Origin of the sequence: Desulfuromonas sp. DDH964, assembly GCF_001611275.1 — a bacterium.
Taxonomy (GTDB): domain Bacteria; phylum Desulfobacterota; class Desulfuromonadia; order Desulfuromonadales; family DDH964; genus DDH964.
Genome location: NZ_CP015080.1, coordinates 1,965,912 through 1,990,582 on the forward strand (window position 1 = coordinate 1,965,912; position 24,671 = coordinate 1,990,582).

The 24,671-nt window shown below is 55.9% G+C and carries 24 protein-coding genes and 2 tRNA genes; 17 read left to right on the forward strand and 9 right to left on the reverse strand.

Annotation, left to right across the window (positions count from 1 at the left end; all coding sequences use genetic code 11):
* Positions 1 to 75 precede the first annotated feature (75 nt).
* Positions 76 to 1,944 carry an AMP-dependent synthetase/ligase gene (locus tag DBW_RS08970; RefSeq protein ID WP_066727038.1) on the reverse strand — a complete coding sequence of 623 codons (1,869 nt, stop codon included), beginning with the start codon at positions 1,942 to 1,944 and terminating at the stop codon, positions 76 to 78.
* Positions 1,945 to 2,134: 190 nt separating this feature from the next.
* Here DBW_RS08970 and DBW_RS08975 point away from each other — a divergent pair.
* The 16 genes from DBW_RS08975 to DBW_RS09050 all read left to right on the forward strand — a co-directional run bounded on the left by DBW_RS08975 (position 2,135) and on the right by DBW_RS09050 (position 14,546).
* A tRNA-Val gene (locus DBW_RS08975) sits at positions 2,135 to 2,209 on the forward strand.
* A 78-nt stretch (positions 2,210 to 2,287) separates the two neighbouring features.
* Positions 2,288 to 4,204 carry a threonine--tRNA ligase gene (thrS, locus tag DBW_RS08980; RefSeq protein WP_066727040.1) on the forward strand — a complete coding sequence of 639 codons (1,917 nt, stop codon included), beginning with the start codon at positions 2,288 to 2,290 and terminating at the stop codon, positions 4,202 to 4,204.
* Between the two features lie 11 nt (positions 4,205 to 4,215).
* The gene (gene infC, locus DBW_RS08985; RefSeq protein WP_066729759.1) at positions 4,216 to 4,731 is read left to right on the forward strand and encodes a translation initiation factor IF-3; all 516 of its coding nucleotides are present in this window, start codon (positions 4,216 to 4,218) and stop codon (positions 4,729 to 4,731) included.
* 52 nt (positions 4,732 to 4,783) lie between these two features.
* Positions 4,784 to 4,981 (forward strand): 50S ribosomal protein L35, encoded by a 198-nt coding sequence (rpmI, locus tag DBW_RS08990; protein WP_066727042.1) that lies wholly within the window; start codon positions 4,784 to 4,786, stop codon positions 4,979 to 4,981.
* A gap of 99 nt (positions 4,982 to 5,080) precedes the next feature.
* Positions 5,081 to 5,437, forward strand: coding sequence for a 50S ribosomal protein L20 (gene rplT, locus DBW_RS08995; RefSeq protein WP_066727044.1), 357 nt, complete (start codon positions 5,081 to 5,083; stop codon positions 5,435 to 5,437).
* Positions 5,438 to 5,561: 124 nt separating this feature from the next.
* On the forward strand, positions 5,562 to 6,578 hold the full coding sequence (pheS, locus tag DBW_RS09000; RefSeq protein ID WP_066727046.1) for a phenylalanine--tRNA ligase subunit alpha: 1,017 nt from the start codon (positions 5,562 to 5,564) through the stop codon (positions 6,576 to 6,578).
* Between the two features lie 64 nt (positions 6,579 to 6,642).
* On the forward strand, positions 6,643 to 9,057 hold the full coding sequence (gene pheT / locus DBW_RS09005) for a phenylalanine--tRNA ligase subunit beta (RefSeq protein WP_066727048.1): 2,415 nt from the start codon (positions 6,643 to 6,645) through the stop codon (positions 9,055 to 9,057).
* 133 nt (positions 9,058 to 9,190) lie between these two features.
* Positions 9,191 to 9,472: an integration host factor subunit alpha gene (locus DBW_RS09010; protein ID WP_066727050.1), complete on the forward strand. Its 282-nt coding sequence runs from the start codon at positions 9,191 to 9,193 to the stop codon at positions 9,470 to 9,472.
* A 26-nt stretch (positions 9,473 to 9,498) separates the two neighbouring features.
* Positions 9,499 to 9,867 (forward strand): MerR family transcriptional regulator, encoded by a 369-nt coding sequence (locus DBW_RS09015; RefSeq protein WP_066727052.1) that lies wholly within the window; start codon positions 9,499 to 9,501, stop codon positions 9,865 to 9,867.
* A 36-nt stretch (positions 9,868 to 9,903) separates the two neighbouring features.
* Positions 9,904 to 10,683, forward strand: coding sequence for a 5'/3'-nucleotidase SurE (surE, locus tag DBW_RS09020; RefSeq protein ID WP_066727057.1), 780 nt, complete (start codon positions 9,904 to 9,906; stop codon positions 10,681 to 10,683).
* Between the two features lie 8 nt (positions 10,684 to 10,691).
* On the forward strand, positions 10,692 to 11,345 hold the full coding sequence (locus DBW_RS09025) for a protein-L-isoaspartate(D-aspartate) O-methyltransferase (protein ID WP_066727060.1): 654 nt from the start codon (positions 10,692 to 10,694) through the stop codon (positions 11,343 to 11,345).
* A 1-nt stretch (position 11,346) separates the two neighbouring features.
* Positions 11,347 to 11,940 carry a YqaA family protein gene (locus DBW_RS09030; protein ID WP_066727062.1) on the forward strand — a complete coding sequence of 198 codons (594 nt, stop codon included), beginning with the start codon at positions 11,347 to 11,349 and terminating at the stop codon, positions 11,938 to 11,940.
* A 219-nt stretch (positions 11,941 to 12,159) separates the two neighbouring features.
* Complete coding sequence (locus DBW_RS18140) at positions 12,160 to 12,810, forward strand: peptidoglycan DD-metalloendopeptidase family protein (protein WP_231875309.1); 651 nt, start codon at positions 12,160 to 12,162, stop codon at positions 12,808 to 12,810.
* Positions 12,811 to 12,884: 74 nt separating this feature from the next.
* A complete protein-coding gene (locus DBW_RS09040; RefSeq protein WP_066729760.1) occupies positions 12,885 to 13,922 on the forward strand; it encodes a sigma-70 family RNA polymerase sigma factor in 1,038 nt (345 codons plus the stop codon).
* A complete protein-coding gene (locus tag DBW_RS09045) occupies positions 13,915 to 14,430 on the forward strand; it encodes an adenine phosphoribosyltransferase (protein WP_066727066.1) in 516 nt (171 codons plus the stop codon). Before DBW_RS09040 ends, DBW_RS09045 begins: the two co-directional genes overlap by 8 nt.
* Positions 14,431 to 14,469: 39 nt before the next feature.
* A tRNA-Arg gene (locus tag DBW_RS09050) sits at positions 14,470 to 14,546 on the forward strand.
* Positions 14,547 to 14,628: 82 nt separating this feature from the next.
* Here the strand turns inward: DBW_RS09050 and DBW_RS18500 are convergent.
* The 5 genes from DBW_RS18500 to DBW_RS09070 form a co-directional block, all read right to left on the reverse strand.
* Complete coding sequence (locus tag DBW_RS18500) at positions 14,629 to 15,189, reverse strand: hypothetical protein (RefSeq protein ID WP_157471847.1); 561 nt, start codon at positions 15,187 to 15,189, stop codon at positions 14,629 to 14,631.
* Positions 15,190 to 15,234: 45 nt separating this feature from the next.
* Entirely contained in the window at positions 15,235 to 17,451 is a 2,217-nt protein-coding gene (locus tag DBW_RS09055) for a S8 family peptidase (protein WP_066727068.1), read from the reverse strand.
* Positions 17,452 to 17,474: 23 nt separating this feature from the next.
* Positions 17,475 to 18,587 carry an AAA family ATPase gene (locus DBW_RS09060; RefSeq protein WP_066727070.1) on the reverse strand — a complete coding sequence of 371 codons (1,113 nt, stop codon included), beginning with the start codon at positions 18,585 to 18,587 and terminating at the stop codon, positions 17,475 to 17,477.
* Between the two features lie 214 nt (positions 18,588 to 18,801).
* Positions 18,802 to 19,566, reverse strand: a complete 765-nt coding sequence (locus tag DBW_RS09065) for a Rha family transcriptional regulator (RefSeq protein ID WP_066727072.1) — start codon at positions 19,564 to 19,566, stop codon at positions 18,802 to 18,804.
* Positions 19,567 to 19,568: 2 nt separating this feature from the next.
* Positions 19,569 to 20,096, reverse strand: coding sequence for a hypothetical protein (locus tag DBW_RS09070; protein WP_066727074.1), 528 nt, complete (start codon positions 20,094 to 20,096; stop codon positions 19,569 to 19,571).
* 376 nt (positions 20,097 to 20,472) lie between these two features.
* Between DBW_RS09070 and DBW_RS18505 the strand changes: the two genes are divergently transcribed.
* Positions 20,473 to 20,832, forward strand: a complete 360-nt coding sequence (locus tag DBW_RS18505; protein ID WP_157471848.1) for a hypothetical protein — start codon at positions 20,473 to 20,475, stop codon at positions 20,830 to 20,832.
* A 253-nt stretch (positions 20,833 to 21,085) separates the two neighbouring features.
* On the opposite strand, the gene DBW_RS09080 is transcribed toward DBW_RS18505, so the two are convergent.
* The 3 genes from DBW_RS09080 to DBW_RS09090 form a co-directional block, all read right to left on the reverse strand.
* Entirely contained in the window at positions 21,086 to 21,334 is a 249-nt protein-coding gene (locus DBW_RS09080) for a hypothetical protein (protein ID WP_066727076.1), read from the reverse strand.
* 29 nt (positions 21,335 to 21,363) lie between these two features.
* Entirely contained in the window at positions 21,364 to 21,780 is a 417-nt protein-coding gene (locus DBW_RS09085) for a hypothetical protein (protein ID WP_066727078.1), read from the reverse strand.
* 114 nt (positions 21,781 to 21,894) lie between these two features.
* Positions 21,895 to 24,405, reverse strand: coding sequence for a hypothetical protein (locus DBW_RS09090; protein WP_066727080.1), 2,511 nt, complete (start codon positions 24,403 to 24,405; stop codon positions 21,895 to 21,897).
* Positions 24,406 to 24,671: the final 266 nt, after the last annotated feature.

Here is a 24,671-nt window from a genome sequence, read left to right on the forward strand (position 1 = left end):
TCCGCTACAGAAGAAACACCGAGAGCCTCGTCCTGCCCGACGAGGCTCTCCTGCTAAATTGGTATATGGTAGGTTTTACTCCCCGGCCTGGACATCCGCCTCGACGGCGAAACGCTTGATCTTGCGGGTGGTTGTTTTCGGAAATTCGTCGTCGCGCAGGGTAAAACGCTTGATCCGCTTGTAGTCGGCGAGGCGCTTGCCGGCTTCGAGGACCTCGCGGCGGATGATCTCCTCGACCTCGGTCTGGTTGAAGGGGGGGGCACCACTCTTCTGCCGGTAATCGTCGAGGGCCTCCTGGTTGGGATAGATAACCGCGTGGACTTCTTCGGCGGTCGGACTCACCTTGTGGCCGTAGACCATCGCCTCGGCGATGAAGGGACTCTGCAACAGCTCATTCTCGATCTCCTCGGGGTAGACGTTCTTGCCGTTGGGAGTGACGATCAGGTTCTTGACCCGACCGCAGATCTGCAACATTCCTGCGTCATCAAAGCGGCCAAGATCGCCGGTCTTGTACCAGCCGTCCTGCAAAACCTCAGCCGTGGCCCGCGGGTTGTTGTAGTACCCCTGCATCACGTTCGGACCCTTGACCCAGATCTCGCCGACCCCCTCTTCGTTGGGCTGGTGAATTCGCACCTCGACCTTGTTCAGTGGCACTCCTACGGTACCGGCCCGGCTCTGCCCCGGGCGCTCGGCAGCGATGACCGGGGATGTCTCGGTGATGCCGTACCCCTGCAGCAGGGTCAGCCCCAACTCGCGAAAGCCGTCGGCTACCGCCGGGTCGAGGGCGGCGCCACCGCTGACGAAGGTGGTCCCTGCCCCAACCTTGCGCCGCACCTTGCCGGCGACCAGGCCGCGGGTGAGGGGGAGGGCGAAGAGCCAGCGGGAGAGGGTGTTGGCGGCCAGGTTTTTGTGGACCCGGTCGAGGATCATCCGATAGACTGCCGGCACCCCGAGCAGGAACGTCGGTCGCACCTCTGCCAGATTCTCGCCGAGTTTCTTGATCGACTCGGCAAAGGAGACGTTGCCCCCCAGCGAGAGCGGCAGGAGAATACCGCAGACCTGCTCGAAGACATGGTTGATCGGCAGGAAGGAGAGGGTGGTGATGGTCGCGTCAAGCTGGAAATGTTCGCAGGCGGCACGGATATTCGAAACAACATTGGCGTGGCTGAGCATGGCACCCTTGGACTGGCCGGTGGTGCCAGAGGTGTAGAGAATGATAGCCGTGTCATCGGTTTTGCGCGGCGAGGCCGGCGGCGGCATAACTCCCGAGTCCTGCAGCTGTTGGAATGGAAGCAGACGACCGCTCTTTTGCCAACGGTTGCGCAGTGCCTGGGTCGGCGCCAGGAAGTCGGTGATTTTATCCCCCTTGCGGCGGCCCCCCGGCGCGACCAGGGCCTGGTAGGCGTTACGGGCCAGATCCTCGAGACGGGTAGCTTCTTCCCGCGGGATCTGGCGCTGCTGGACCAGGCCGTGCCAGGTGTCGGTCAGGGTTGCCAGGATGGCCGCAAGCTGGGGGTCCTGGCCGCTGGTTTCTGGGCTATCCTGCAGCAGGATCACGCGCTCCAGATCCGGAAGGTCCGGAACCAGTTCCAGGAGGGTGTCGAGGTAGGTTTCCGTGGTGAAGACGAGCTTGGCTCGGCTGTCAAAAAGGATATGGCGAAGCTCCGCGGTCTTCAGCTCCTTGTCGACAGGGACGGCTACTCCGCCTGCGCGCAGCACGCCAAGGTAAGCAGCCACCCACCAGGGCGATGCCGGTGCCAGCAGGGCACAGTGGTCGCCGGGTTTCAGACCCTGCTTGAGCAGTCCTGCCGCGACTCCTTCCAGATGCTGCAGCAGGGTGGCGTAGGAAAATTCCTGCCAGCTGCCGGCAACTTTATGGCGCAGGGCGATGCGTGGTCCGGCTGCCAGGCAACGGGAACTGATAAGGGCGTCGATGGTTTCCACGTTCTTCTCTCCCTATCCCGGGTGAACTGAAATTGACAGATTCAACCAACGTTATGAAATTACCGGGAGTTCCCTTGCAAAGCAAGCGGAATCAAATACGTCTAAGCTTTTGAACTATTTGCTGGTTGTCCAAAAAAGAGCTTGACATGTTTTGCTCCGATTTGCTAAAAGTTAGCGGCATTTCGGTTGTAGGCACGTAGCTCAGTGGGAGAGCACTACCTTGACACGGTAGGGGTCGGCGGTTCAATCCCGCCCGTGCCTACCAGATTCCCAGACCACAACCGTTACGATTTGTGAATGAGGCATCCACGGATGCCTCTTTTCATTCGTGGAGAAACCAAAGATGGCCGAGATCCGGATGACCTTGCCAGATGGGTCGGTGAAAGAAATCCCTGCCGGCAGTACCCCTCTTGAGATCGCCCGCGGCATTGGCGAAAACCTTGCGCGCCAGGCGGTTGCGGCGCGGGTTGACGGGCAGTTGGTCGACCTTGGGACCCCGCTCGCCCGGGACGGTAGCCTTGAACTGGTGACACTCAACAGCGCGGCCGGTCTCGATATCTATCGCCACTCTGCGGCCCACCTGATGGCGCATGCGGTCAAGTCCCTCTACGGCGACAAGGTGCAGGTAACCATCGGTCCCGCCATCGAAAATGGTTTTTATTACGACTTTTACAGTCCCGAGCATACCTTTACCCCGGATGACTTCGCTGCCATCGAACAGAAGATGGAAGAACTGGCCGCTGCCGACCTGCCCATCGAGCGCGAAGAGATCAGCCGCGACAGCGCCATTGCCCGGTTCCGGGAAATGGGGGAAACCTTCAAGGTCCAGCTCATCGAAGATTTGCCCAACACCACTGTTTCACTCTACCGCCAGGGTGATTTCGTTGATCTCTGCCGCGGACCGCATCTGCCCACCACCGGGCGCCTGAAAGCCTTCAAGTTGACCAGTGTCGCCGGCGCCTACTGGCGCGGCGACGAAAAGAACCCGATGCTGCAGCGTCTTTACGCCACGGCGTTTGCGGACAAAAAGGAACTCCGGGCCTATCTGGCCCGGCTCGAAGAAGCCAAAAAACGCGATCACCGCAAGCTCGGCCGGGAGCTTGACCTCTTCTCCTTTAACGAAGAGGCCGGTGCCGGCCTGGTTATCTGGCACCCCAAGGGGGCGCTGTTGCGGACCTTGTTGGAAGATTTCGAGCGCCAGGAGCACCTGCGGCGCGGTTACGATATTGTCATGGGACCGCAGATCCTGCGTACCGAACTGTGGAAAACGTCCGGTCACTACGAAAACTATCGCGAAAATATGTACTTCACCGAGATCGATGAGCAGAGCTACGGCATCAAGCCGATGAACTGCCTCGCTCATATGCTGATCTATAAATCGAAGATGCGCTCCTATCGGGATCTCCCCCTGCGCTTTTTCGAGCTCGGGACGGTGCACCGGCATGAGAAATCCGGGGTCCTGCACGGTTTGCTGCGGGTTCGCGGTTTCACCCAGGATGATGCCCATATCCTTTGCGCACCGGAGCAGCTCGACGGCGAGATCAAAGGGGTTCTGAAGTTCGTTCGCGATGTCATGACGATTTTTGGGTTCGAATACGAGATGGAAATCTCGACCCGGCCGGAAAAATCGATCGGCTCCGACGTTGACTGGGAGCGTGCAACGGCAGCCTTGATGAGTGCACTGCAGGATTCCGGGCTCCCCTTTGAAATCAACGAAGGAGACGGAGCGTTTTACGGGCCGAAGATCGATATCAAGCTCAAGGACGCTCTTGACAGGAAATGGCAGTGTGCTACAATCCAGTGCGATTTTACCCTGCCTGAGCGTTTTGACCTTACCTACGTGGGGAGCGACGGCGAAAAACATCGACCGGTCATGGTTCACCGGGTTATTCTCGGAGCCATCGAACGGTTCATCGGGGTGCTGATCGAGCACTTCGCCGGCAACTTCCCGCTCTGGATTTCCCCGGTTCAAGCGGTCGTCGTCAATGTGACCGACAACCAGGCGGAATACGCCGAGCAGGTCTATATGGCCCTGCGTCAAGAGGGGATTCGTGTCCAGAAGGACTTGCGAAACGAGAAGCTCGGCTTCAAGATTCGCGAGGCCCAGATGGAGAAGGTCCCCTATATGCTTGTGGTCGGGGATAAGGAGATGGCCGATGGCACGGTTGCGCCGCGGCACCGCTCCGGGAAAAACCTCGATCCGATGTCGCCGGCAGATCTGGTCCGTTTCCTCAAGGAAGAATGCCGGCAATACCACTAGGAGGTGGCGTCATAGCTAAGCCAGAAACCAATATTAACCGCGCCATTCGCGCCCGTGAAGTGCGGGTGGTCGATGACGAGGGCGGGCAGCTCGGGATTCTCAGTCTGGAACAGGCATTGGCTGCTGCTGCCGAAAGGGGACTCGATCTGGTCGAAGTTTCTCCCAATGCGGCACCGCCGGTCTGCCGGATCATGGATTACGGCAAGTACAAGTACCAGGCCAGCAAGAGGGCGGCCGAAGCCAAGAAAAAAGCTGCCAAGGTCGAACTCAAGGAAGTCAAGATGCGCCCCAAAACCGAGGAGCATGACTTCCAGTTCAAGCTGAAAAATGCGCGGCGGTTTCTGGAAGAAGGAAACAAGGTCAAGGTAACCATCATGTTTCGGGGACGCGAAGTCACCCACCCGGAATTTGGCCAGCGCCTCCTTGAGCGGGTCTCCGAAGAGGTCAAGGAGATTGCCGTGGTCGAATCGCAGGGGCGGTTGACCGGCCGCTTCATGACAATGGTTCTGGCTCCGAATAAAAAATAATCATTTCGACTTGTCAACGACAGGTCGTATCAATCCAGCAAGGAGAACGGGGATGCCCAAAATCAAGACCAATCGCGGCGCTGCCAAGCGTTTTCGCAAGACCGGGACCGGCAAGGTTCGCCGTAACCAGGCCTTTACCAGCCACATCCTGACCAAAAAATCGAGCAAGCGGAAGCGTGAACTGCGCCAGGGAACCCTGGTGGCAGCCGTCGACCAAAAGAATATCAGCCGCCTGATCCCTTACCTTTAAGGGCGGCTCGGCCTAAGTCCGTGAACTGGGGGGAACTGTCTCCCCCTCCAGATCCGGCAGCGGGATCACCCGCCTATTTTTGTCCAGAAGGAGTATCTGATGCCGAGAGCAAAACGAGGATTCAAAGCGAGACGTAGACGCAACAAGGTTCTGAAACTGGCCAAGGGGTATCGGGGCGCACGCAGCAAGCTGTTTCGCAGTGCTGCCGAAGCCGTTGACCGCGCCCTCAACTACGCATTTCGTGATCGCAAGGTCAAGAAGCGTGATTTCCGGGCCCTTTGGATCGCCCGCATCAACGCGGCGGCCCGTGACAACGGTTTGTCCTACAGCCGTCTTGTGTTCGGCCTGAAGCAGGCCGAAGTTGGGCTTGATCGCAAGATTCTCGCCCAGTTGGCAGTCACCGACCCGGCCGGCTTCAGCGCCGTGGTCGAAAAAGCCAAGGCCCAGCTCCATTAAACGGAGAACCGGAAGAGATGGGGGCTGTCCCTCATCTCTTCTCTTATTTGGGGCAAACGACGAAAGAATGGAAGCCCGAAGGCTTCCATTCTTGTTTTTAACGCAACGACGGGAATTTTAAACGATGAAGGACAGACTTATTGCGATGTTGGCGGCAGGCCGTGCTGCTTTGGAACAGGCTGTCAACGAAACCGAATTGCAGGATGCAAAAGTTCGCTTTCTTGGCAAAAAGGGTGAATTGACCGGAATCATGAAGGGGATGGGCGCCCTCTCGGCGGAGGAGCGTCCGGTTATCGGCGCCCTCGCGAACCAGGTCAAGGATGAACTCGAGGGTCTCTTTGAGACCCGGGCCGTTCAACTTCGCCAGGCCGAAATCGCCCGACGTCTGGAGCGGGAACGGATCGATGTGACCCTCCCGGGGCGCACCCGTCCCCTTGGCAGTAAGCACCCGATCTCCCTGGTCACCGAGGAAATCTGCGCCATTTTCGCCGGTCTTGGCTTCGGGATTGCTGAAGGCCCTGAAATTGAAAAAGACTTTTACAATTTCGAAGCGCTAAATTTCCCCAAGGATCATCCGGCCCGGGATATGCAGGATACCTTTTTTGTCAGCGACGACGTTCTGCTGCGGACCCACACCTCCCCGGTCCAGATTCGAACCATGTTGCAGCAGGCGCCACCCCTTCGAATAATCGCACCCGGTACCGTCTATCGTCGTGATTCGGATATTACCCATAGCCCGATGTTCCACCAGGTGGAGGGTTTCCTGGTTGACCAGAATATTACCTTCGGTGATCTCAAAGGCGTTTTGAGCGCCTTTGTCAGCCAGTATTTCGGCAAGGAGATTGGCGTTCGTTTCCGTCCCTCCTTCTTCCCCTTTACCGAACCCTCGGCCGAAGTCGATATCCAGTGTGTCAACTGCGGTGGCAAGGGGTGCCGGGTCTGTAAAAATTCGGGCTGGTTGGAAATTCTCGGGAGCGGCATGATCGACCCTGAAGTCTTCCGCGCCGTTCAGTATGATCCGGAAAGATTCAGCGGATTTGCCTTCGGTATGGGCGTGGAGCGAATTGCCATGCTCAAATACGGCGTTAATGACCTGCGTCTTTTCTTTGAGAATGATGTCCGGTTTTTACAGCAGTTTTAACTCCCGGGTTGCCGTCGCCGAATCTTGATATCGCGTTGATGATAATGGCAAAGGATAAATAGCAATGATCGTGACCTACAACTGGCTGAAGGAATTCGTCGATTGCAATCTGAGCGGCGCGGATCTGGCGCACCGGCTGACCATGGCGGGCCTCGAAGTTGACGCCATGGAAGAGATTGGTGCCGGGCTCGACTCGGTTATCGTTGCCCGACTGATCACCGTCGACCCCCATCCCGATGCCGACCGGCTTACGGTCTGCCAGGTCGATTCCGGCAATGGTACCGTTCAGGTGGTCTGCGGTGCCAAGAACCATCGTGCCGGAGACCTGGTTGCCCTTGCCCAGGTCGGATCGGTGCTGCCCGGTGATTTTAAAATCAAGAAATCGAAGATTCGCGGCCAGGAGTCGCAGGGAATGCTCTGCTCTGCCAAGGAACTCGGCCTCGCAGAGGAGTCGGAGGGGATCCTGATTCTCCCGGCCGGCCTGAAGCCGGGGACTCCGGCTTTCGAGGCTCTCGGCTACAAGGATATCCGTTTCGAGTTGGGATTGACTCCCAACCGGGCCGATTGTCTCAGTCTGGTCGGTGTCGCGCGCGAAGTCGCGGCAATGACGGGTAGCCCCTTGCGGTTACCGCGGCCCGAGGTCGAAGAGCGCGGCGAAGCGATAGAGAGTCAGACCTCTGTTTCGATTGAAGAACCGACTCTCTGTCCGCGCTATGCCGCCAGGCTTATTCGCGGGGTAACTATCGGTCCTTCCCCCGGTTGGCTGATCCGCCGCCTCGAGTCGGTGGGACAGCGTTCGATCAATAATGTGGTCGACGTGACCAATTACGTGCTGATGGAGCTGGGCCATCCGCTGCACGCCTTCGATTTCCGTCTGCTGCGGGGCGGACGGATTGTGGTCAAACGGAGCACCGAAGGGCAGGCATTTACCACCCTCGACAGCCAGGAACGGCTCCTTACCGCCGGCGACCTGACGATTTGCGACGGCGAAGGGGCGATCGCCCTGGCGGGTATCATGGGGGGTGAAAACTCGGAAATTCAGCCTGATACGGTCGATATCCTGCTGGAGAGCGCCTATTTCAATGCCGGAGCGATCCGGCGCACCAGCAAGCGCCTCGGGATTCACACGGAGTCCTCGCATCGCTTTGAACGGGGGGCCGACATCGATATGGTTCCGGTTGCCCTCAATCGTGCTGCGGCATTGGTGCTAGAGGTTGCCGGCGGCACCATAGCACAGGGAATGATCGACAACTATCCGAGTCCTGCCGTGCCGCAACGGGTCGAATTGAGCGTGACCAGGACCAACCGCCTGCTCGGTCTGGCACTGGACCAGAAAACCATCGGCGGGCTGTTGCAGGCCATCGGCCTCGAGGTCGTTCCCGTTGCCGCCGGCGGGGAAGGGCGGCTGAGTGTCGCTTTGCCAACCTTCCGCCCTGACCTGGAACGGGAAATTGACCTGATTGAAGAGGTGGCACGGCTTAATGGGTATGACAATATCCCGGTCACCCTGCCGGAAAGCCGCATCACCTGCCATACCCCGCCGGAGCATGTCGAACGGATCGTCCAGGCGAGGAATGCACTGGTTTCATCTGGGTTTTCCGAGGTCATCAACTACTCCTTCGGTGCGCCCGGGGCCCTGGACAAAATTCGCCTTCCGGCAGATGACCCGCGGCGCCAAGCAGTCAATATCCTCAACCCTCTCAATGAAGAGCAGTCGGTCATGCGTACCACGCTGGTGGCCAGCCTGCTCGAAACCACAGCACGGAACCTTGCCTATCGCAGCCGGGATTTACGGATCTTCGAACTGCGGCCGGTTTTTCATCCCAGCCAGGCCGATGAACTGCCGTTCGAACGGCAGCATCTGGCCGCTGTCATCTGTGGCCGCCGAGCTCCGGAAGGCTGGAGCCAGCCGGCCGAAGGTGCTGATTTCTACGATCTCAAAGGGGTTGCGGAGGTTTTTTTCAAACAGTTCCGGATTCCAGAAGTACGATGGGACCCGGCGCGGACCGAACCGTATCTGCACCCCGGTAAGAGTGCTGCCATTCTGGTGGCTGAAAAGGTTGTCGGATTCATCGGCGAAGTCCACCCCGAGGTTTTGGCCAATTTTGAAATCGATCTACCGATTTATCTGCTGGAAATTGACCTGGAGTCCCTCTTTGACCTCGTCGGCGGCTTCCCGGGAATACGACCTTTGTCACGATTCCCCGATGTCTGCCGGGACAGCGCGTTACTGCTCCAAGATGAAATCAGCGCCGCCCAATTGCTGGAAGCCATTGCCAAAGTAAAACCGCGGTCGGTCGAAGAGGTGGTCCTCTTTGATGTTTACCGTGGCCAAGGGATCCCCGAGGGGCTCAAGAGCGTGGCGATCCGGGTGCGCTATCGCAGCGCAGAAAAGACCCTCACCGACGACGAGATCCAGTCGGCACATGGTCGGATTATTTCCGCCCTGGAGAAGGAATTCGGGGCCCGCTTGCGTTGAGGATTTGTCCCGGCAGGGATGATTTCACTACCAAGTTGAAATGACTTTAAAAAAGCGGTTGCTATGGTTTCCGGGCTGTGTTATAAAAACCCGTAAATTCAGGGACCTGTAGAATTTTGGAGGTGACGGAGCCATGACCAAGGCGGACCTTATTGAAAGCGTTTATCTGAAAACCGGCTTTTCCAAGAAGGAATCCGCCGAAATTGTCGAGACGGTCTTTGACCTGATCAAGGATACCCTTGAGAAGGGGGAAAAGATCAAGATCGCCGGTTTTGGCAATTTCGTCGTCAAGGAGAAGTCGACCAGGCGCGGTCGAAATCCCCAGACCGGCGAAGAGATCGAAATTTCTTCCCGGCGAATTCTCACCTTCAAGCCGAGTCAGGTTCTGAAGAGCTCCATCAACGGTGAAGACTAAGCCATCGCTTGGCTCCCGGGGGGAGCATGAGTACGGAGATTCCGGATAAGCTCTATTTCAAGATCGGGGAAGTTGCCGAACTTACCGGCATAAAGCCTCATGTCCTGCGGTACTGGGAATCGGAATTCAGCCAACTGCGCCTGACCAAAAGCCGTTCCCGGCAGCGTCTCTACCGGCGCAGGGATATCGAACTGATTCTCCGCCTGAAAGACCTCCTTTACAACCAGGGGTTCACCATTTGCGGTGCGCGGAAGAAACTGCGTGAACCGGAGGCTGTTGTCATGGCCGCCGCCGACGCCGGTCAACTCGACCTGCCTCTGGACAGTCGCGCAGAGCGCCGTCTTCTCGACGACATTCGCGCCGACCTGCTGCGCCTGAGAGCTCTCCTCGATTAACCCCAATAATAATCATCCATTTCCAGCGAGGCTCCGTTGCTCATCCTGGTGACGAACGACGACGGTGTCCATTCTCCCGGACTTACCGTGCTGGCCAGGTCCCTGGCGGATCTGGGCCGGGTGGTGGTGGTCGCACCAGACCGGGAGCGCAGCGCCGTGGGTCATGCCTTGACCCTGCATGCTCCCCTGCGCGCCGAAGAGATCCGCCCGGATGTCTTTGCCGTCGACGGGACCCCGACCGATTGTGTCAACCTCGGTATCCACGGGCTGCTCGCGGAGAAGCCGTGGCTGGTCGTTTCCGGGATCAACCGGGGGGGCAACCTGGGAGATGATATTACCTATTCCGGTACGGTCGCCGCAGCAATGGAGGCGACGCTGATGGGAGTCCCGGCCTTCGCTGTCTCCCTGGACGGGGATCGCTTCCGGGAGGAAGACTTTGCCGCCGCCGGGGAATTCGCGCGGAGACTGGGGGAAGTCCTTCTGGAGAAGGGGCTTCCCCTCGATACGTTTCTGAACGTCAACGTTCCCGCCGGTTTTCCCAGAGGCGTCCGGCTTACCCAGCAGGGAAAACGCCGCTTCAACGATCTGGTGGTGGAAAAACTTGACCCGCGCGGCCGGAAATATTACTGGATCGGTGGCGGTGAAATGGGGTTCCACGATCTCCCGGGCAGCGATTTTCATGCTGTCCATAGCTCCTTCATATCGATAACTCCGCTGCATCTCAACCTGACCAATCACCGGGCTTTCACTGTCCTCGACAAGTGGGGGCTCGATTCCCTTTTCCCCGCGCAGCAAGACTGCGATAACGGCAGCTGAGGGTTTGTATGGATTTCGCCATTGCCCGCCGACGGATGGTCGAGCAGCAGGTCGTGCGTCGCGGGGTGACCGACCCGATGGTTATCGCGGCCATGCTCAAGGTTCCTCGCCACCTCTTCGTTGAAGAAGCACTGCGAAGCCAGGCTTACAGCGACTTCCCCCTGCCGATCGGGGAAAAACAGACCATCTCCCAGCCTTTTATGGTCGGCTTCATGACCGAAGCCCTGCTCCTTAAAGGGGGCGAAAAAATCCTTGAAATCGGTACCGGCTCCGGTTATCAGGCCGCGGTCCTGGCACAGATCGCCGGGCAGGTTTTTTCCGTCGAACGCCACGCCGCGCTGGCCCGCAAAGCGCGCCTTTGCCTTGACGCCGGTGGTTGCCGCGGTGTCATCGTCAAGGTTTGCGACGGAACTAGCGGCTGGGCGGACGAGGCGCCCTTTGACGGGATTATTGTTACCGCAGGGGCCCCCGCCATCCCTGAAGAGTACCGCCAACAATTGAAAACCGGTGGCCGCCTGGTGATTCCGGTCGGAGACCGCAGTTCCCAGGTCCTCTTTCGCATCACCCGCCTGGCGGACAATGAGTACCGGGAAGAGCGGCTGCTCGACTGTCGCTTTGTCCCCCTGGTCGGCCAGCACGGATGGCGGGGAGAGGAAGGTTGAGATGAGACTTTTGCGCCGCCTCTATGACTGGGTGCTGCACTGGGCAAATACCCCTTATGGCGCGCCGGCGCTCTTCCTGCTGGCCCTCGCCGAGGCTTCCTTTTTCCCGATTCCGCCTGATGTGCTGCTCCTGGCGCTTTGTCTCTCCGTCCCGGCCCGGGCCTACCGGTTCGCGCTGGTTGCGGCAGCCGGATCGGTTCTCGGCGGGATTCTCGGCTACGGGATCGGACAACTCCTCTGGGACCTCCTTGCCCCGATTTTCTACACCTATGTTCCTGGTTTTACGGAAGATATTTTTCTGCGGGTGCAGCAGCTCTTTGCAACCTATGATTTCTGGACCGTATTTGTGGCCGGCTTCACGCCCATTCCCTACAAGGTCATCACCATCGGTGCCGGGGTGTTCCGGATCAACTTCGGAATCTTCGTATTCGCGTCGCTGCTCAGCCGTAGCCTCCGTTTTTTTCTGGTTGCCTGGCTGCTTCACCGCTACGGTGCTTCCATGCGTTTATTTATCGAACGCTACTTTAACCTTTTGACCCTTGGTTTTGCCGTTTTGCTGATCGGTGGTTTTCTCCTGGTGAAATTGTTCTATTAGGTCCGCTGCGGTTGACGGGTTACGGGGAATCCGGATAACATAGCTCCGGTTTGACCAGGGCTTACAAATATTCCGCGAACGGTTGCAATAATGCCCGCGAGGAACATTCCTCTCCTGTTGACCTTCCTTCTTTTCCTGTCCGCCTGTGCGGCCTCGGCCGGGGTCTACCATAAGGTGTTGCCCGGACAAACCCTCTACAGCATCAGCCGAAGTTACGCTGTGGACGAGAACTATCTCGCCAGGATCAATGGCATCAACGACCCGACCAGGCTGAAAGCGGGACAACAGCTCTATATACCAGGCGCCGATCGCCAGAAACGGGTTCCGGTCACCGTTTCGTCTCCAGTAGCACCGAGCCGGCCGGAAACGCCGCAAGGTTTAACCGCCAACTCCCCCCAACCCAGCGCCAAGCCGGCTCCATCGACCACCCGAACAGCGACTCCTCCGGCCCCGGCAGTTCAGTCTCCTCCCCCCCAGGCTCCGGCAACGGCGCAGCAGGGGCGCTTTGACTGGCCGTTGCGGGGTAAAGTTCTGCGTCGCTTCGGCAGCAAGATCGACGGGTCGCTCTGCAAGGGGCTGGAGATTTCCGCCCGACCTGGCGAAGCGGTCGCCTCAGCGGCGGCGGGGAAGGTTATTTACAGCGGTGACGGGATCAAGGGCTACGGAAATTTGATCATTGTCAGGCACGACGACTCCTACTTCACCGTTTATGGATTCAATCAGAAGAATCTCGTCAGCAGTGGTGCTTTTGTCAGCAAGGGACAGCAAATCGCCCGGGCCGGAACCCCTCCGAAAGGAGGAACTCCTCGACTCTACTTTGAAATCCGTTCTGGCAAGCAACCGGTCGATCCGATTTTTTACTTGCCATAGTTTGGGCCATTTCATAGACTTCACACGTCTTTTCGTTGTGGCCGCCAATCAGGGAGCGTTCGAAGATGGAAGATATGTCGCACGATTACGATGACCTGGAAACGGGGGAGGCAAATCTCGGATTTGCCACTGACGAAGAAACCATCGATGGCGAGTTGGATCAAGTCGGCGAAGATGAAGAGGTCGACGCAGCAGAGGAAGAAGAAGAGGATGAGGAGGCGGTAGCTGAAAAGGCGGCGGTCGACGATCATTCCGATGATGCCATCAAGCTCTACCTGAAGGAGATCCAGAAGACCAATCTTCTGACTGCTGAAGATGAGCGGGACCTGGCCCGGAAAATTGCCGTTGGTGATATGGCGGCGCGTGACCGGATGATCGAATCGAACCTGCGTCTGGTGGTGAAAATTGCCAAGCGTTACATGAATCGTGGACTTCCGTTCCTCGACCTGATCGAAGAAGGAAATATGGGGCTCATCAAGGCCGTTGAGCGGTTCAAACTTTCCAAGGAATGCCGCTTTTCAACCTACGCCACCTGGTGGATCCGCCAGTCGATCGAGCGGGCTCTGGTCAACCAGAGTCGCACCATCCGCCTGCCGGTGCATGTCTCCGACGATATTAACAAGTACATCAAGATCAGCCGGGAATTGACCCATCAACTGAGCCGAGAGCCGCAACCCAAAGAGATCGCCGATGCAATGGGCGTGGAAGCGGCCTACATCCGGCGGCTGATGGTCCTGGTCAAGAAAACCTATTCCATTGAACACCCGATGGGTGAGAATAATGACTACAGCCTGATCGACACGATCGAGGATTCCAACAGTGTCGACCCCGCAGCCTTGATCGAAGACCTCAACAAGTTTGCCCATGTCAGCGAGTGGCTGGGGACCCTGGGGGAAAACGAACAGGAGATTCTTGCTCTCCGCTTTGGTCTCGATGACCGTGAGCCCCAGACTCTGGACACCATCGGCCGCCGTTTTGGCGTCACCCGGGAACGAATCCGGCAGATCGAAGCCAAGAGCCTCGATAAATTAAGAAAAATCATGGAGGAGAAGGAGTTCTCCAGCGTGGCGTTTGGCGAGGAAAACCACAGGGAGGGCGGCGAAGGTGGATGAGTTAAGGAATATTATTCGTGATATTCACAACTTCCCGAAAGAAGGGATCGTGTTCAAGGATATCACGACCTTGCTCGGCGATGCCCGCAGTTTCCACCGCATGGTCGACCTGTTGGGCCATCGCTATCTCGGCAAGAAGATTGACAAGGTGGTGGGTGTCGAGGCGCGGGGATTCATTCTCGGTGCAGCGCTGGCGTATAAACTTGGCGCAGGAATTACCCTGGTGCGCAAACCGGGCAAGCTTCCCTACAAGACCCGGAAAAAAAGTTACGAGCTCGAATACGGGACCGATACGCTCGAAATTCATGAAGATGCTTTCCTGCCGGGTGAGCGCGTCCTGATCGCCGATGACCTCCTGGCTACCGGGGGGACCATGGCGGCGGTGGTAGAGCTGGTAGCTGAACTCGGCGCCGAACTGGTTGAATGCTGCTTTCTCGCCGAACTTGAATTTCTCAACGGCCGGCAACGGCTCCCCGCCGGGAAGGTCTTCAGCCTGCTGAAATTCTGAGAAACTTGTCGCGAATCTTCTCCTTTAACTGATGTACCTGGCCCCGTAGCTCAGCCGGATAGAGCAACCGCCTCCTAAGCGGTAGGTCGTGCGTTCGAATCGCGCCGGGGCCGCCAAATAAAACAGCCACTTAGCATTAATGCTAGGTGGCTGTTTTTGTCCTTGGGTAGCATCCTGGGTAGCATTTTGGTTTGATACTTATGAGGAAATTGGACTCCACCCCAAGTCCTTCTGAAGGTTTCTTCTGAAGGCGGTATCAACTTGTATGGGTGCCCGGCGAACATATTCTTCAGCGGGTTTTTGGTCTTCAGGGGATAGACCCTTAAGATAATGCAAAATTTCTAAATAATTTGGCATTTCTCCCCGTGAATTTTTGAAGCCACATTTTAAATTTGTCCAGACGACAGCACCTATCTTAAGACTTTCCGCCCACTCTGCTATTGGGAGGGAACATTTCCCTTGAGATTTTCCAGAGGCCCCATCCCAAAATCCGACTGATTTATTTATGAACCTTTCTGAAATGCCTTCACGTTTTGCTAGTTCGATTTTTGCTTCAACGACCGTCTCGACATCCATAAGTGCCCAAAATGTTCTGACCAAAACATTCACATCGGATATCGCCAAGGTAATCCTGCCATCACTTGATTCACGAGAGAACTCAATAGGCAACAATGGTCCATTTCCAAACCATTTCCCGTCTACTGGTAGTCCTCGAGGGTCCCAGATTAATGATCCCCAGCCAAGACATGCAATTTTCAATGCTTCCTCCTTGCCGACATCACCCAAAGACTGGAACTTGTCTTATCAAACTCGTATCGGGAGAGAAATTTCAGGCTGAATTTGTGTGAGAATTGAACTGTAATTTCGCAAAATGTCATTAAACAGGTCCTTGTGCCGAGGGGCCTGGACCGTAACCACCAGTGCGTATTTGACCTTGTCTGCTCCACTTGGAACGCCGCCCGAGTCTCTTGCACCATAATGGATGTCAAAGGCGGGGTTTTTCAGGCCGCTGCCGCGCATTGTACTTTCGTCATGCATGACGGTTTCCCATTTTCCAACATCAGACCTGATTTCCAATTCAGAAGAGTATGATTTCAAATGGAAAAAGGATTTTGTTTTTGCATGACTTTTCCCTGGTTCTGTTTTTTCGTCGTTCGGTCTAAAGGTAACGGTGAGGCCAGCCTTCGTATAAGCGCAGGCGTCCTGAGGATCAGTCCCGCAAACCAGGCAAAAAGTAGCCTTAATACTAACATTCCCCTCCATAGGGTAGGGTGGCAAGGGGACGGGAGCCCTAAGGTGCTTCCCGGGCCTTAGCTCTCCTTGGTAAATAATTCTGGCGATCCCCTCCGGACAGGTAATGATGTCCATTATGTCTTGAGGTAATTTCCCCCACCCGACTTCAGACTTTTCAAGCTCAGCGTTTTCTGCAGCATGGACGAGAAGTGCCTTGATTGCCAACGGTGAGAGCTCCTCCCCAAGAATGGCCCTAATCCCCACAGCATTTCTCAAGGCAAAAGGGGAGGCAAAACTGGTCCCAAGTTGAGGGGAAAGCATGGCCTTTGTCCCCGGCCCCAGAACGTGGAAGTATTCTTTTGGAGAACCACCAAATGCCAATATATCAGGCTTGACGACGCCAGGGCTTCTCCCCGGGCCAATTGCGCTATAACTCGCCCGGGTCCAATCAGCTTCCGAAGAGCTGGCGGCCCCCACAGCAATTGCATTCACGCAGTCTGATGGCACCTGAATCCTGGCATTGCCAGAACTCAGATCCATCTCGCCATTGTTGCCAACCGCAACGGTCAGTAAGGTTGAACCGTCACTGAGGTAGTCATCGATTAAGGCGGTCCAAGCGTGGACATCTGTGTCCTCGATCGGCAAATCAGGCCCCAAGCTCAGGTTGAGAAACTCATATTTCCGTGAGATCAAGACCTGTTCAATCAACCCTAGCGTCCGATAAAGCTCAAACGGGTCGTCCTTGCTGGAATCCTTGTCCAAAACCCTCAGATGGTCGACATAGGAAAATGGCCTGTTTGCTGGGGTTCCTGGAACAATGGGACCGAACAAAAATGCAGAGGTGACCGCCAAACCATGTTCATTTGAACTTGGGTCGTCTTGGGCTTTTGGATCGAGCTTTTGATAAGAACCGAGCCATTTTCCGACCGGATGCGCCGAGGGGAGCCCTCCATCAAGAATGCCAACCCTTGGTTTTGATGATAGTGGTTGGATGTCGGGGAGGTCGCACGCCAGGGTTACGCTGTTAGAGCGTTGCATGGGGCGGAGTGCCCTCAGCCTTGGCAGCGGCCTTACTACTCGAATAAATGAAAATTGGGAAAGCTTTCTTGCCCCAAGAAGTGAGCCCTCTACCGGGACAAACCAAAGATTACCAGCAGTAACGCTAAGATCAGAGTGGACCTTTAGTCCGAGTTGCCTTGCGTATTCCTGGAAGGGCCGTTGAATAAAGAAAGGATTCTCGCCGGGGAGTAAATGCACCCCAACTTCAAAATAATGGTCACTGCTTAATGCGTAAGGTCTAAATTTTTCATCCGAAGTGAAAGATGAAATCCTTTCAAAATGTGTAAAGTCTTTTGCTTCTCGTGTTTCCTGATCCATGCTTTCGAGGGCCGTTATCAAGTTACGGAATCTGCTCTTTTCACCCGCCACAAAAATTTCAGTTGAGCTACATTCAGAGGGTTTCCCCTTTTTTGACCACTTATCTGGGGTGACTCGCACTGATCTGCTTCCAACTGCGACTAAACCAGTGCTTCTCAAAAAAGTCGAAGGATAGAAAGATTTGGCAATATAGGTAGGGTTCAAGACAAACCTGGCAACGCCAAAGCCGTTTGGGCAGGCATGATCTGGGAGGGAGTCAAGCTCTTCAGATACTCGGGAAATTTGAGGCGTTAGCCTGGCAAGAGCATCGTCAAACGAGTACACCTCTGCCTTGCCGTTAAAGCCCTTCTTTACTTCCACCGGGTAGGTTAAAAGTTGCCCTCTGCCAATGAGGAAATTCGGCTGTTTCATTAGTACCTCCCTCCAATAATTACCTATTTACCGCCAGAATGTTTCCTAATAGTGTCCCTGCTAACCCCTGTAATTTTTGAAATTGTATGTTGTGAAAAATTACCATTCTCAGAGAGAATCATTGCGAGATTTTTTTTATCTTGACGATCTAACGTGATCGACTTTGTTGTTAATAATTCTTCAACTAAGGTCTTATCGTCGGAAATATTTAGGGTCATTGCTCTTCTAAAGCGTTGAAGTGTTCGTTCAATGTCGCTGTATGATTCGCCATTGAATGCATAGGCTAAAACTTCCTGCCATTTTTCAAAGACGGAGAAGTTCTTCCCGAGGTACCTGCAAATGGCAGATTGAATTTGCGATTTGTCAGGAAGGTCGAATTTTACCAACAGATCAAATCTGCGCCACAACGCAGGATCGAGGAGCTCAGGATGGTTCGTTGCAGCCAATAACATCCCTGAGTCCGGCCAGTTTTCTACTTCTTGCAACATTACAGTTACTAGCCGTTTAAGCTCTCCTATATCTGCGTCATCATTTCTGCGCTTTGCTATGGCATCGATTTCATCAAGGAGCAGGACACATGGCCTTTGCTTTGCAAAATCAACTGCAGCTCTTAAATTGGCACCAGTTCTTCCCAGAAAGCTACTCATGACGGCGGTCAGGTCTAGAATGAACAGGGGGACTCCTAGCTGTGAGGCAAGCCATCTTGCACTTAAGGTTTTTCCAACGCCCGGCTTGCCGATGAAAATAGCGGACTTGGCCGGGGAAAGATCGTGCGATTTGAGTTTCTTGGCCTGCTTCCGTTCCATAACAAGTTGTTCAAGGATATTTTTTGTTTCTGGAGAAAAGAAGGGCTCCGGGAATTCGCCTTGGTCGTGGAATGGTTTTAAGAGAAGCAGTCGAGTCTCCTCGTCAGCCGGAATGGCCATTTGGGAAAAATCGTTTTTTCGAAGAGGGGGATTAGACCGGGGAGAGTTGTTACGAAGAAATTTCTCCAGCTGCTCAGAGAAGTCCGGATCTGCGCTTCGGTATTTTCGAACCATCCTTGCTACATATAGCCGAACATCGTCCGGCTTTTCGGAAACAGCCATCCGTGCAACCTGGACTAATTCCTTTTTTAAAGTCTTACATTCGTCCATTTAAGATATAACTCCTTGAAAAAACAATAAAAAAAAATCCATAATGATGGGCTAGTTTTAGTATATACATTTTTTTTCTTTTTGAAAGTGAAAAATCTAGCACCTTCCATATGGCTTGGAAAAGGGATGAATGGCACATTGTATCCCCCTCCGTGGTTGCCGGTGGCCTTTCGGCGCGGGTCATGATTTTGAACAGGGGAGGGGGCCGCCGCGATCAGTTTCCCGTCTCAGCTGGCCGCTCGGCGCCGGCATCGCGCAGCTCGAGACCGCGATAGCGAAACGATCCACCAGGGCCGCTGCGGTCTTTTTGGAAGCCAGCTTGGGCGATGGCATCCCCGAAGCGCTTCTGGGAAGGGGGATCGTCATCCTGATTGAGTGCCCACCAACCAAGAAAGGACTGATAGGCAGCCCGGGCGGTGATGGCCCCTTCGTCGGTTCGGCTGCATACCTGATCGATCCAGCTGGCAACCGCACCGGGTACCCCGGCCGGCCGGGAGACGATGCCGCTCAGGTCTACCCCGGTGAGCCGCTCCAGGGTGGCCAGGCTCTCCCGAGTCGGGCGAAGGATGATCTTGGTCAGGTCGAGGGTATAGCGAACGTCGAGGCCGTGGGGGTTGGTGATGCCGCGACGGTGATTGATATCGACACTGCGGCGCTCACCCTGACCTTCGATCAGCGCTTGCTCCATGGTGTTGAAGGCGCCGATGAACTTTTCCTTGAACTCGGCAGCCCGTTTGCCGGTGAAACCCATGGCGAGGAAGGCGAACCCGTCGCGGGTGATAGTGAACATGGGACGGGCCTGGTTGTTCGCGTCAAGGTAGGAGCCGCCCGCAAAATTGCGGGCGGCGAATTCATTCGAACACTCCAAGCCACGGATGGAGCGCATTACCAAGTCATGACGCTTTTCGAACGCCTCGGCAATAACCAGAGAGGTGGTAACAACCTTCTCCTCGGTGATTGTGACCAGCTGATCGACCACGGCTATTCTCCCTTCTCGGCGAAGGCGGCAACAAGAGCATTCAGTTTGCCGTTACTGGCGTCGAGGTGAAAACGTTCGGCAGGCGCAAGAACAGAATAGAGGACGTCGAGAGCCTTTGTCCGTGCGGAAATATCACCGGAAGCGGCCCGGGCCATGCCGATCAAGGCAGCGCGGCGCGCGGGAGGAAGCCCACGGAAGGCAGTGGTTAGCTCCAGATCTCCGGGCGGTAGGACTTCGCGAGGCGAAGTCGTACTGTCAAGGGGCCCGTTGGCAACACCCAACAGGCTTCCCTGATTTTCCGCGGTACTGAGAAGGCTGGATAACCGGTCCTCCCTTTCTCTGAACCGGGCTTCCATACTAGACAGCCTGCGTACGGCTGCCCGTTCTATCTCTTCTTCCAACAAGAGAAGGAGCGGGTCGGTTCCCCCAGAAGGCGCGGAGGCACGGCCGCTATAGACTTCGCTGGATTGATGTTTTTTGGGGGAAAAGTGACGGGAAGAAGGGAACGAAATGATCTTGGCGTTTGGCATGGCGGGCTCCTTTTGTAGGGGGTTCGAAAACCGCCCGCCTTGCGCTTCCAAACGCAAAGAGGGCGAACCGTGCGGGTTGGAAGACCGGCCAAAAGGAAACCGGTGCCCACGAGGGGCCCCGCACGGCCGCCCAGTCGAATCAGAGCCAAGCCGTGCTGTGGATACACGAACGCCACCAAATATAAGGTGGCGGTTGTATCCGCCTTTTGTTTCCGGGCTTCCAAACCCGGCTGCCGATTTTGCGGCAACGGGGAAACAATAGCCCGGGATTGGCGGTGTGTCAAGAATTTGTGCAGGGTGGTGCATAGCGGCTCGTTGCGTACCAGCGGGGGGCGTGGTTTAATTGGGACCTCACTTCTTGCCCTGAGAGGGATTCATGAACGCAGGTTCCGCACGGTTGCACGATCTGAACAAATTGGAAGAGGCCCTGGAGGACGTGATCGACGCCTTCGACCGCACTCACCCGGCAGGCAGCACCATCGCCAAGAGAAAGGCAGACTTCTCCCCGATTGCGTACAGGATTCAGACCCTTAAATTTCGGGCAGACGGAGTGGCACCGTTTCTTGGGGAGAATATAGATAGGATCGATACCCACTACCGTGTCCTCTTTCGCATCGCACCGACAAACGGCCACTCCCCTGAACAACATCTGGCCTGGGCTGAGTCAGCAACTCGAGTCATTCGAAGAGAAATCGGCCGCCTCAAGAACAGCGCAGGCCTTTCGGAAACTGTCTGATTCGCTGATAGGCTTCCATTTCCCACCAGCGGCCGGGCAGATCATTATCCCGGGTTTCTGGATGTCGATGAGATACTTGAACTCCCTGGCCGCGTCCAAAAGGGCGGAATAGGAAGGGGCCGCGAGCCTGGTCATAACGTGTTCTCCTTTTTTCCTTGACGACTCAGCTTCATGCTATTATTTTTCCCAAAGAGGTTCCCCCCTCTACTGGGCCCCGTCACCACCCCCCCTCCGGTGGCGGGGCCCTCTTTGTTTAGCCAAGGTCCTGTTCGGCATTGTCCAAAGACCCGGCATCCTTTTGGCTCAACTCATCTTCGACGATCGCCAACAAATCCAAATCCCCTTCATCAACGCCGCAAATCCTGCAAATTGTTCCAGTGTCAACGATGTTGTGCAGACGAACTATCCGGCTTCGAATTTCAAGGATCCTGGCATTGCCGGGCTTGAGTTCCGGGACCGGGCAGCCGGTCCCGTTCTCACAGTCTGGAATCAGGGAGTCCACCTCGCGAGCTTCCGCGCAAGCTTCGCAGCTTACGCCGGGGAAGTCGGCCCGGGCTCGGAGGTGGTCAACGAGTTTTTTTCCTGAATGGCCCGTTCGGATGCCACCATCTTCTCCAGGCTGAGGGGTGCGTCAAGGACCAGGAGACGGAACTCGGTCAGCTCTTCCATGAGCCAGTCGATATTCTCCGGGGTGCAGGGCAGGGGTTCGCCCGCGTCGGTAAGGCCGCGCCAGTCCTCAACCACGGCCCGGCCGAGCAGGGAGCGGAATTTCTTTTCGTCCCGCTCCGGAATGCTGCGGTGGCTCTTCGGGTCGAACTTGACCGCGCTGGTCTGGGCAGAAATCTTGTCGAAAGCGCTCTGGGGGAGATAGCGACAGAGGATCTCCACATCATCAAACAGGGGAAGCCAGACTTTCAAATCGTTTTTCTTGATACGGGATACATCCATTTTCCTGCTCCTTTCGGGGTTGGTCCGGTTACTTCAAATCGAAACCGGCGTAGGTTGCAATCAGGTCGTTATTGGTACACAGAATTGGGCGGCTTTGATTTCCTCAGCCATTGTTTATCGGGCAGCGGGAGCAACAGTGCGGAGATTGAGCTTTTGGAGCTCCGGAAAGATTGCCCGTGCAAGTTGGTGCGCCGATTTGGGCGTGGCCTCGCGAACGTTCGGGAGGGAAATATTGATATCCCCGAAGGACATGGACACCGGGCCGGACGCTTTTGACACCTCTCCCCTTGTCTTGACTTCCTCCCCGCGATGCAGCTGATAGAGGCCCGTCTTCGGCACGTAGCTGGTGCCGGTGGCAAACGACCCACCACCGCTGATCGGGTTGTTGATGGAGCCATAGCTTCCATAACTGGATCCGGAGGTCTCGTAATTCACGGTGATGGTGATGGTTTTGTCCTTGAGATTTTCAAGGGCCTCCTTGATGGTTGAAATAACGCTGGAAGCCTTATCTGTGGCGCTTAAGGTGATGGTCTGGTTAAGACTGTAGATATTGTTGCCGATGGCCAGGATCTTGTCCTGGAGTGGCTGCATCGCCTGTTCGGCCAGGTCCATCTGTTCCTTGAAACTGTTGGCAGCCTCCTGGGATTGGGTAGCCTGTTCCTCCTTTATCGCGAGGTACGCCGCAGCCGCCTTTTCTTGCAAACCGGAAATCTGCGCCGCCATTTCCTCAGAGGAGATCAGCGTTACACCACCTTCAATCACCTCTTTAGGGAGGGCGGCCAGGCTCTTCAATAATTCTTCCAGGGCCTTAGCCCGCTCAGGTGGAGGAAGTTCCATGGCCCCGGAAAGGCCGCCCTTGGCCTGGTCGAGCTTTTCGAGTGTCTCGACAAATTTAGATTGCCCAGGGTTGGGGTTGAATTTCTCCTGGAAAGCCTTGTTGATATTGGCGATAAACTTCTGAGCCGCCAGAAGATCATCTTGCTTTTTCTTCATGTCTTCGACGGAGGCACCATGAAGGGCCTTCAGTTTGTCGTAATAACCCTGCCAGGCCTTGAGTCGGGCTTCGAAATAGGTTTTTTCGGTGGTGGCAATATTTACCTGCTGGCCCAAAAAGGTGGCCTGGTCGGCGCCCATTTTTTGCAGGACATCGGCGATGTCGTTTTGTGCCTGGATTTGCTTTTCATAAACCTGGTCCAAAGCCGACAGGTACACCCCGAGAGGTGCAGACAGGCTGGCGGCGGCAGCTCCGGACCTTTTGATTGCATCCTCCTGCCGCTCGAGGTCTCGTGTGAAGCCCGCCTCTGCAAGCCGCAGCTGTTCACGGCCAAGGTCTCCGATTTGCTTGCTGTAACGCTCGAGGGCCGAAGAGGCATCCTTGAGCGCCGAAGTCTGAGCCTCTACCTGTGCGGCTGGACCACCCCCAGCACTTCCAACCGATGCCGCGTCGATCTTTCCGGAGAGAACATCCCAGGACGCCCCGATAGAGTCGAGGGCAGACTTGTAGCTTTCTGCGGAAGTCTCGAACCCCGCCGCGCTCAAGCCTTTCAACTCGCCGGCAAGACCACGGAAGGCAGACCCGACCAACGGAATCTTGCTGAGGAGGCTTGCCAACTGCGCCGGGAGGAAGGTGATTAAGCCGATCGTGAGATGCAGGGATCCTGCTGCGGCCAAAAAGGCACCATGAAGCGCGGAGCCGACAGCCAAAGCCAGACGCCCGACAACTTCCCGGGTGTTGGCCATGGTGGCCTGAACCCGCTGGAGCTTTTCAGCCATTGTGTCATTGGCCAAACCAACCCGGTCAATGATCTCCTGGCCGGCGGCCATGGTCGCATTCAGGAATGCTTGTTTCCGCTCGGTATCGGTCAGCTGTGACTCAGTTTTTCCCAAGCTGACGGCATACGCCTTGTTGGCCGCCTCGACATCGACCATAATCCCGAGGTTATCCAGGATCATTTTGGATTGGCGGGCGGTCGCCAAGGACAGGTCTTCAAAACTCTTGGCGATGGTATCTCCCGTGACCCGCGAGGCCGCACGGGCAATCTCCATCATTTTCGGAAGATACTTCGCCTCAATGCCAAGCAACATCGAGGTGCCGGCTTTTTCGATCAACTGCTGGGTCGAGATGGTCCCGGCCGAAACCCGCTGCAGGTCGGCAATGATCCTGTCGGCCGCAGCACCGTGGCTGGCGGCCAGGTTCGTGAATGCTTGCTGCTTCTGGATTCCGGTTGCCGCCTCCATCGCCAAGTCGAAGCCCTTGGTGACCGCCAGCCAGGCAACGCCGATCGCCGCCGTGGTGGCCACCCAATTGGCTTTGAATTTCTGCAGTAACCCCTCTCTGCGGCCAAACTGCTCCTGGTCGATTGCAACCATCCGGTCCGCCAGGGCCTTTTCTGCCCGGGTCAGTTCATCGGTTGTGGCCCACCCACCCGCCTTTATTTTCTCGTAGGCGCTTTGAGCGGCTTGGCGCTTTTTATCAAAGGCCGCGCTGGATTTAATTCCAAGCTCGTTGAACTCGCGCTCGATCGCCGAAGTCACGCTATGGGCGGTGCTCTTTAATTTGAGCATTGAGCCTTCGGCGCCGGTCGTGTTGGCTTTGACAATCAGCTCCGCAATATCTTTAGCCATAGGGTTCTCCCTTCTTGGTTTTAGTGTCTGGCTGCTGGTTGAAGGAACAAATTCAGGAATTGCAATAAATCAGGGTCACATAAATTCTGTTTAGAATGAGGAGCCCCACCAGCCGGCCGCCCTCCCTCTTGAAATCATCCATAACTATTCAACAGAACAACAAAAAATCGACTTTTTACCGTGTAAAAAAGGTTTGAAGGGTTTACTTCAAAGTCACTAAACTTCCTATATACTCTTTAATATATTTATTAAATTTACTAAGATTT

Bases quoted from the DNA above. Each gene is read 5' to 3' on its own strand.
- thrS (WP_066727040.1), top strand. From the start codon at position 2,288: ATGGCCGAGATCCGGATGACCTTGCCAGATGGGTCGGTGAAAGAAATC.
- rpmI (WP_066727042.1), top strand. From the start codon at position 4,784: ATGCCCAAAATCAAGACCAATCGCGGCGCTGCCAAGCGTTTTCGCAAG.
- rplT (WP_066727044.1), top strand. From the start codon at position 5,081: ATGCCGAGAGCAAAACGAGGATTCAAAGCGAGACGTAGACGCAACAAG.
- pheS (WP_066727046.1), top strand. From the start codon at position 5,562: ATGAAGGACAGACTTATTGCGATGTTGGCGGCAGGCCGTGCTGCTTTG.
- pheT (WP_066727048.1), top strand. From the start codon at position 6,643: ATGATCGTGACCTACAACTGGCTGAAGGAATTCGTCGATTGCAATCTG.
- DBW_RS09010 (WP_066727050.1), top strand. From the start codon at position 9,191: ATGACCAAGGCGGACCTTATTGAAAGCGTTTATCTGAAAACCGGCTTT.
- DBW_RS09015 (WP_066727052.1), top strand. From the start codon at position 9,499: ATGAGTACGGAGATTCCGGATAAGCTCTATTTCAAGATCGGGGAAGTT.
- DBW_RS09025 (WP_066727060.1), top strand. From the start codon at position 10,692: ATGGATTTCGCCATTGCCCGCCGACGGATGGTCGAGCAGCAGGTCGTG.
- DBW_RS09030 (WP_066727062.1), top strand. From the start codon at position 11,347: ATGAGACTTTTGCGCCGCCTCTATGACTGGGTGCTGCACTGGGCAAAT.
- DBW_RS09040 (WP_066729760.1), top strand. From the start codon at position 12,885: ATGTCGCACGATTACGATGACCTGGAAACGGGGGAGGCAAATCTCGGA.
- DBW_RS09055 (WP_066727068.1), bottom strand. From the start codon at position 17,451: ATGAAACAGCCGAATTTCCTCATTGGCAGAGGGCAACTTTTAACCTAC.
- DBW_RS09060 (WP_066727070.1), bottom strand. From the start codon at position 18,587: ATGGACGAATGTAAGACTTTAAAAAAGGAATTAGTCCAGGTTGCACGG.
- DBW_RS09070 (WP_066727074.1), bottom strand. From the start codon at position 20,096: ATGCCAAACGCCAAGATCATTTCGTTCCCTTCTTCCCGTCACTTTTCC.
- DBW_RS18505 (WP_157471848.1), top strand. From the start codon at position 20,473: ATGAACGCAGGTTCCGCACGGTTGCACGATCTGAACAAATTGGAAGAG.
- DBW_RS09085 (WP_066727078.1), bottom strand. From the start codon at position 21,780: ATGGATGTATCCCGTATCAAGAAAAACGATTTGAAAGTCTGGCTTCCC.
- DBW_RS09090 (WP_066727080.1), bottom strand. From the start codon at position 24,405: ATGGCTAAAGATATTGCGGAGCTGATTGTCAAAGCCAACACGACCGGC.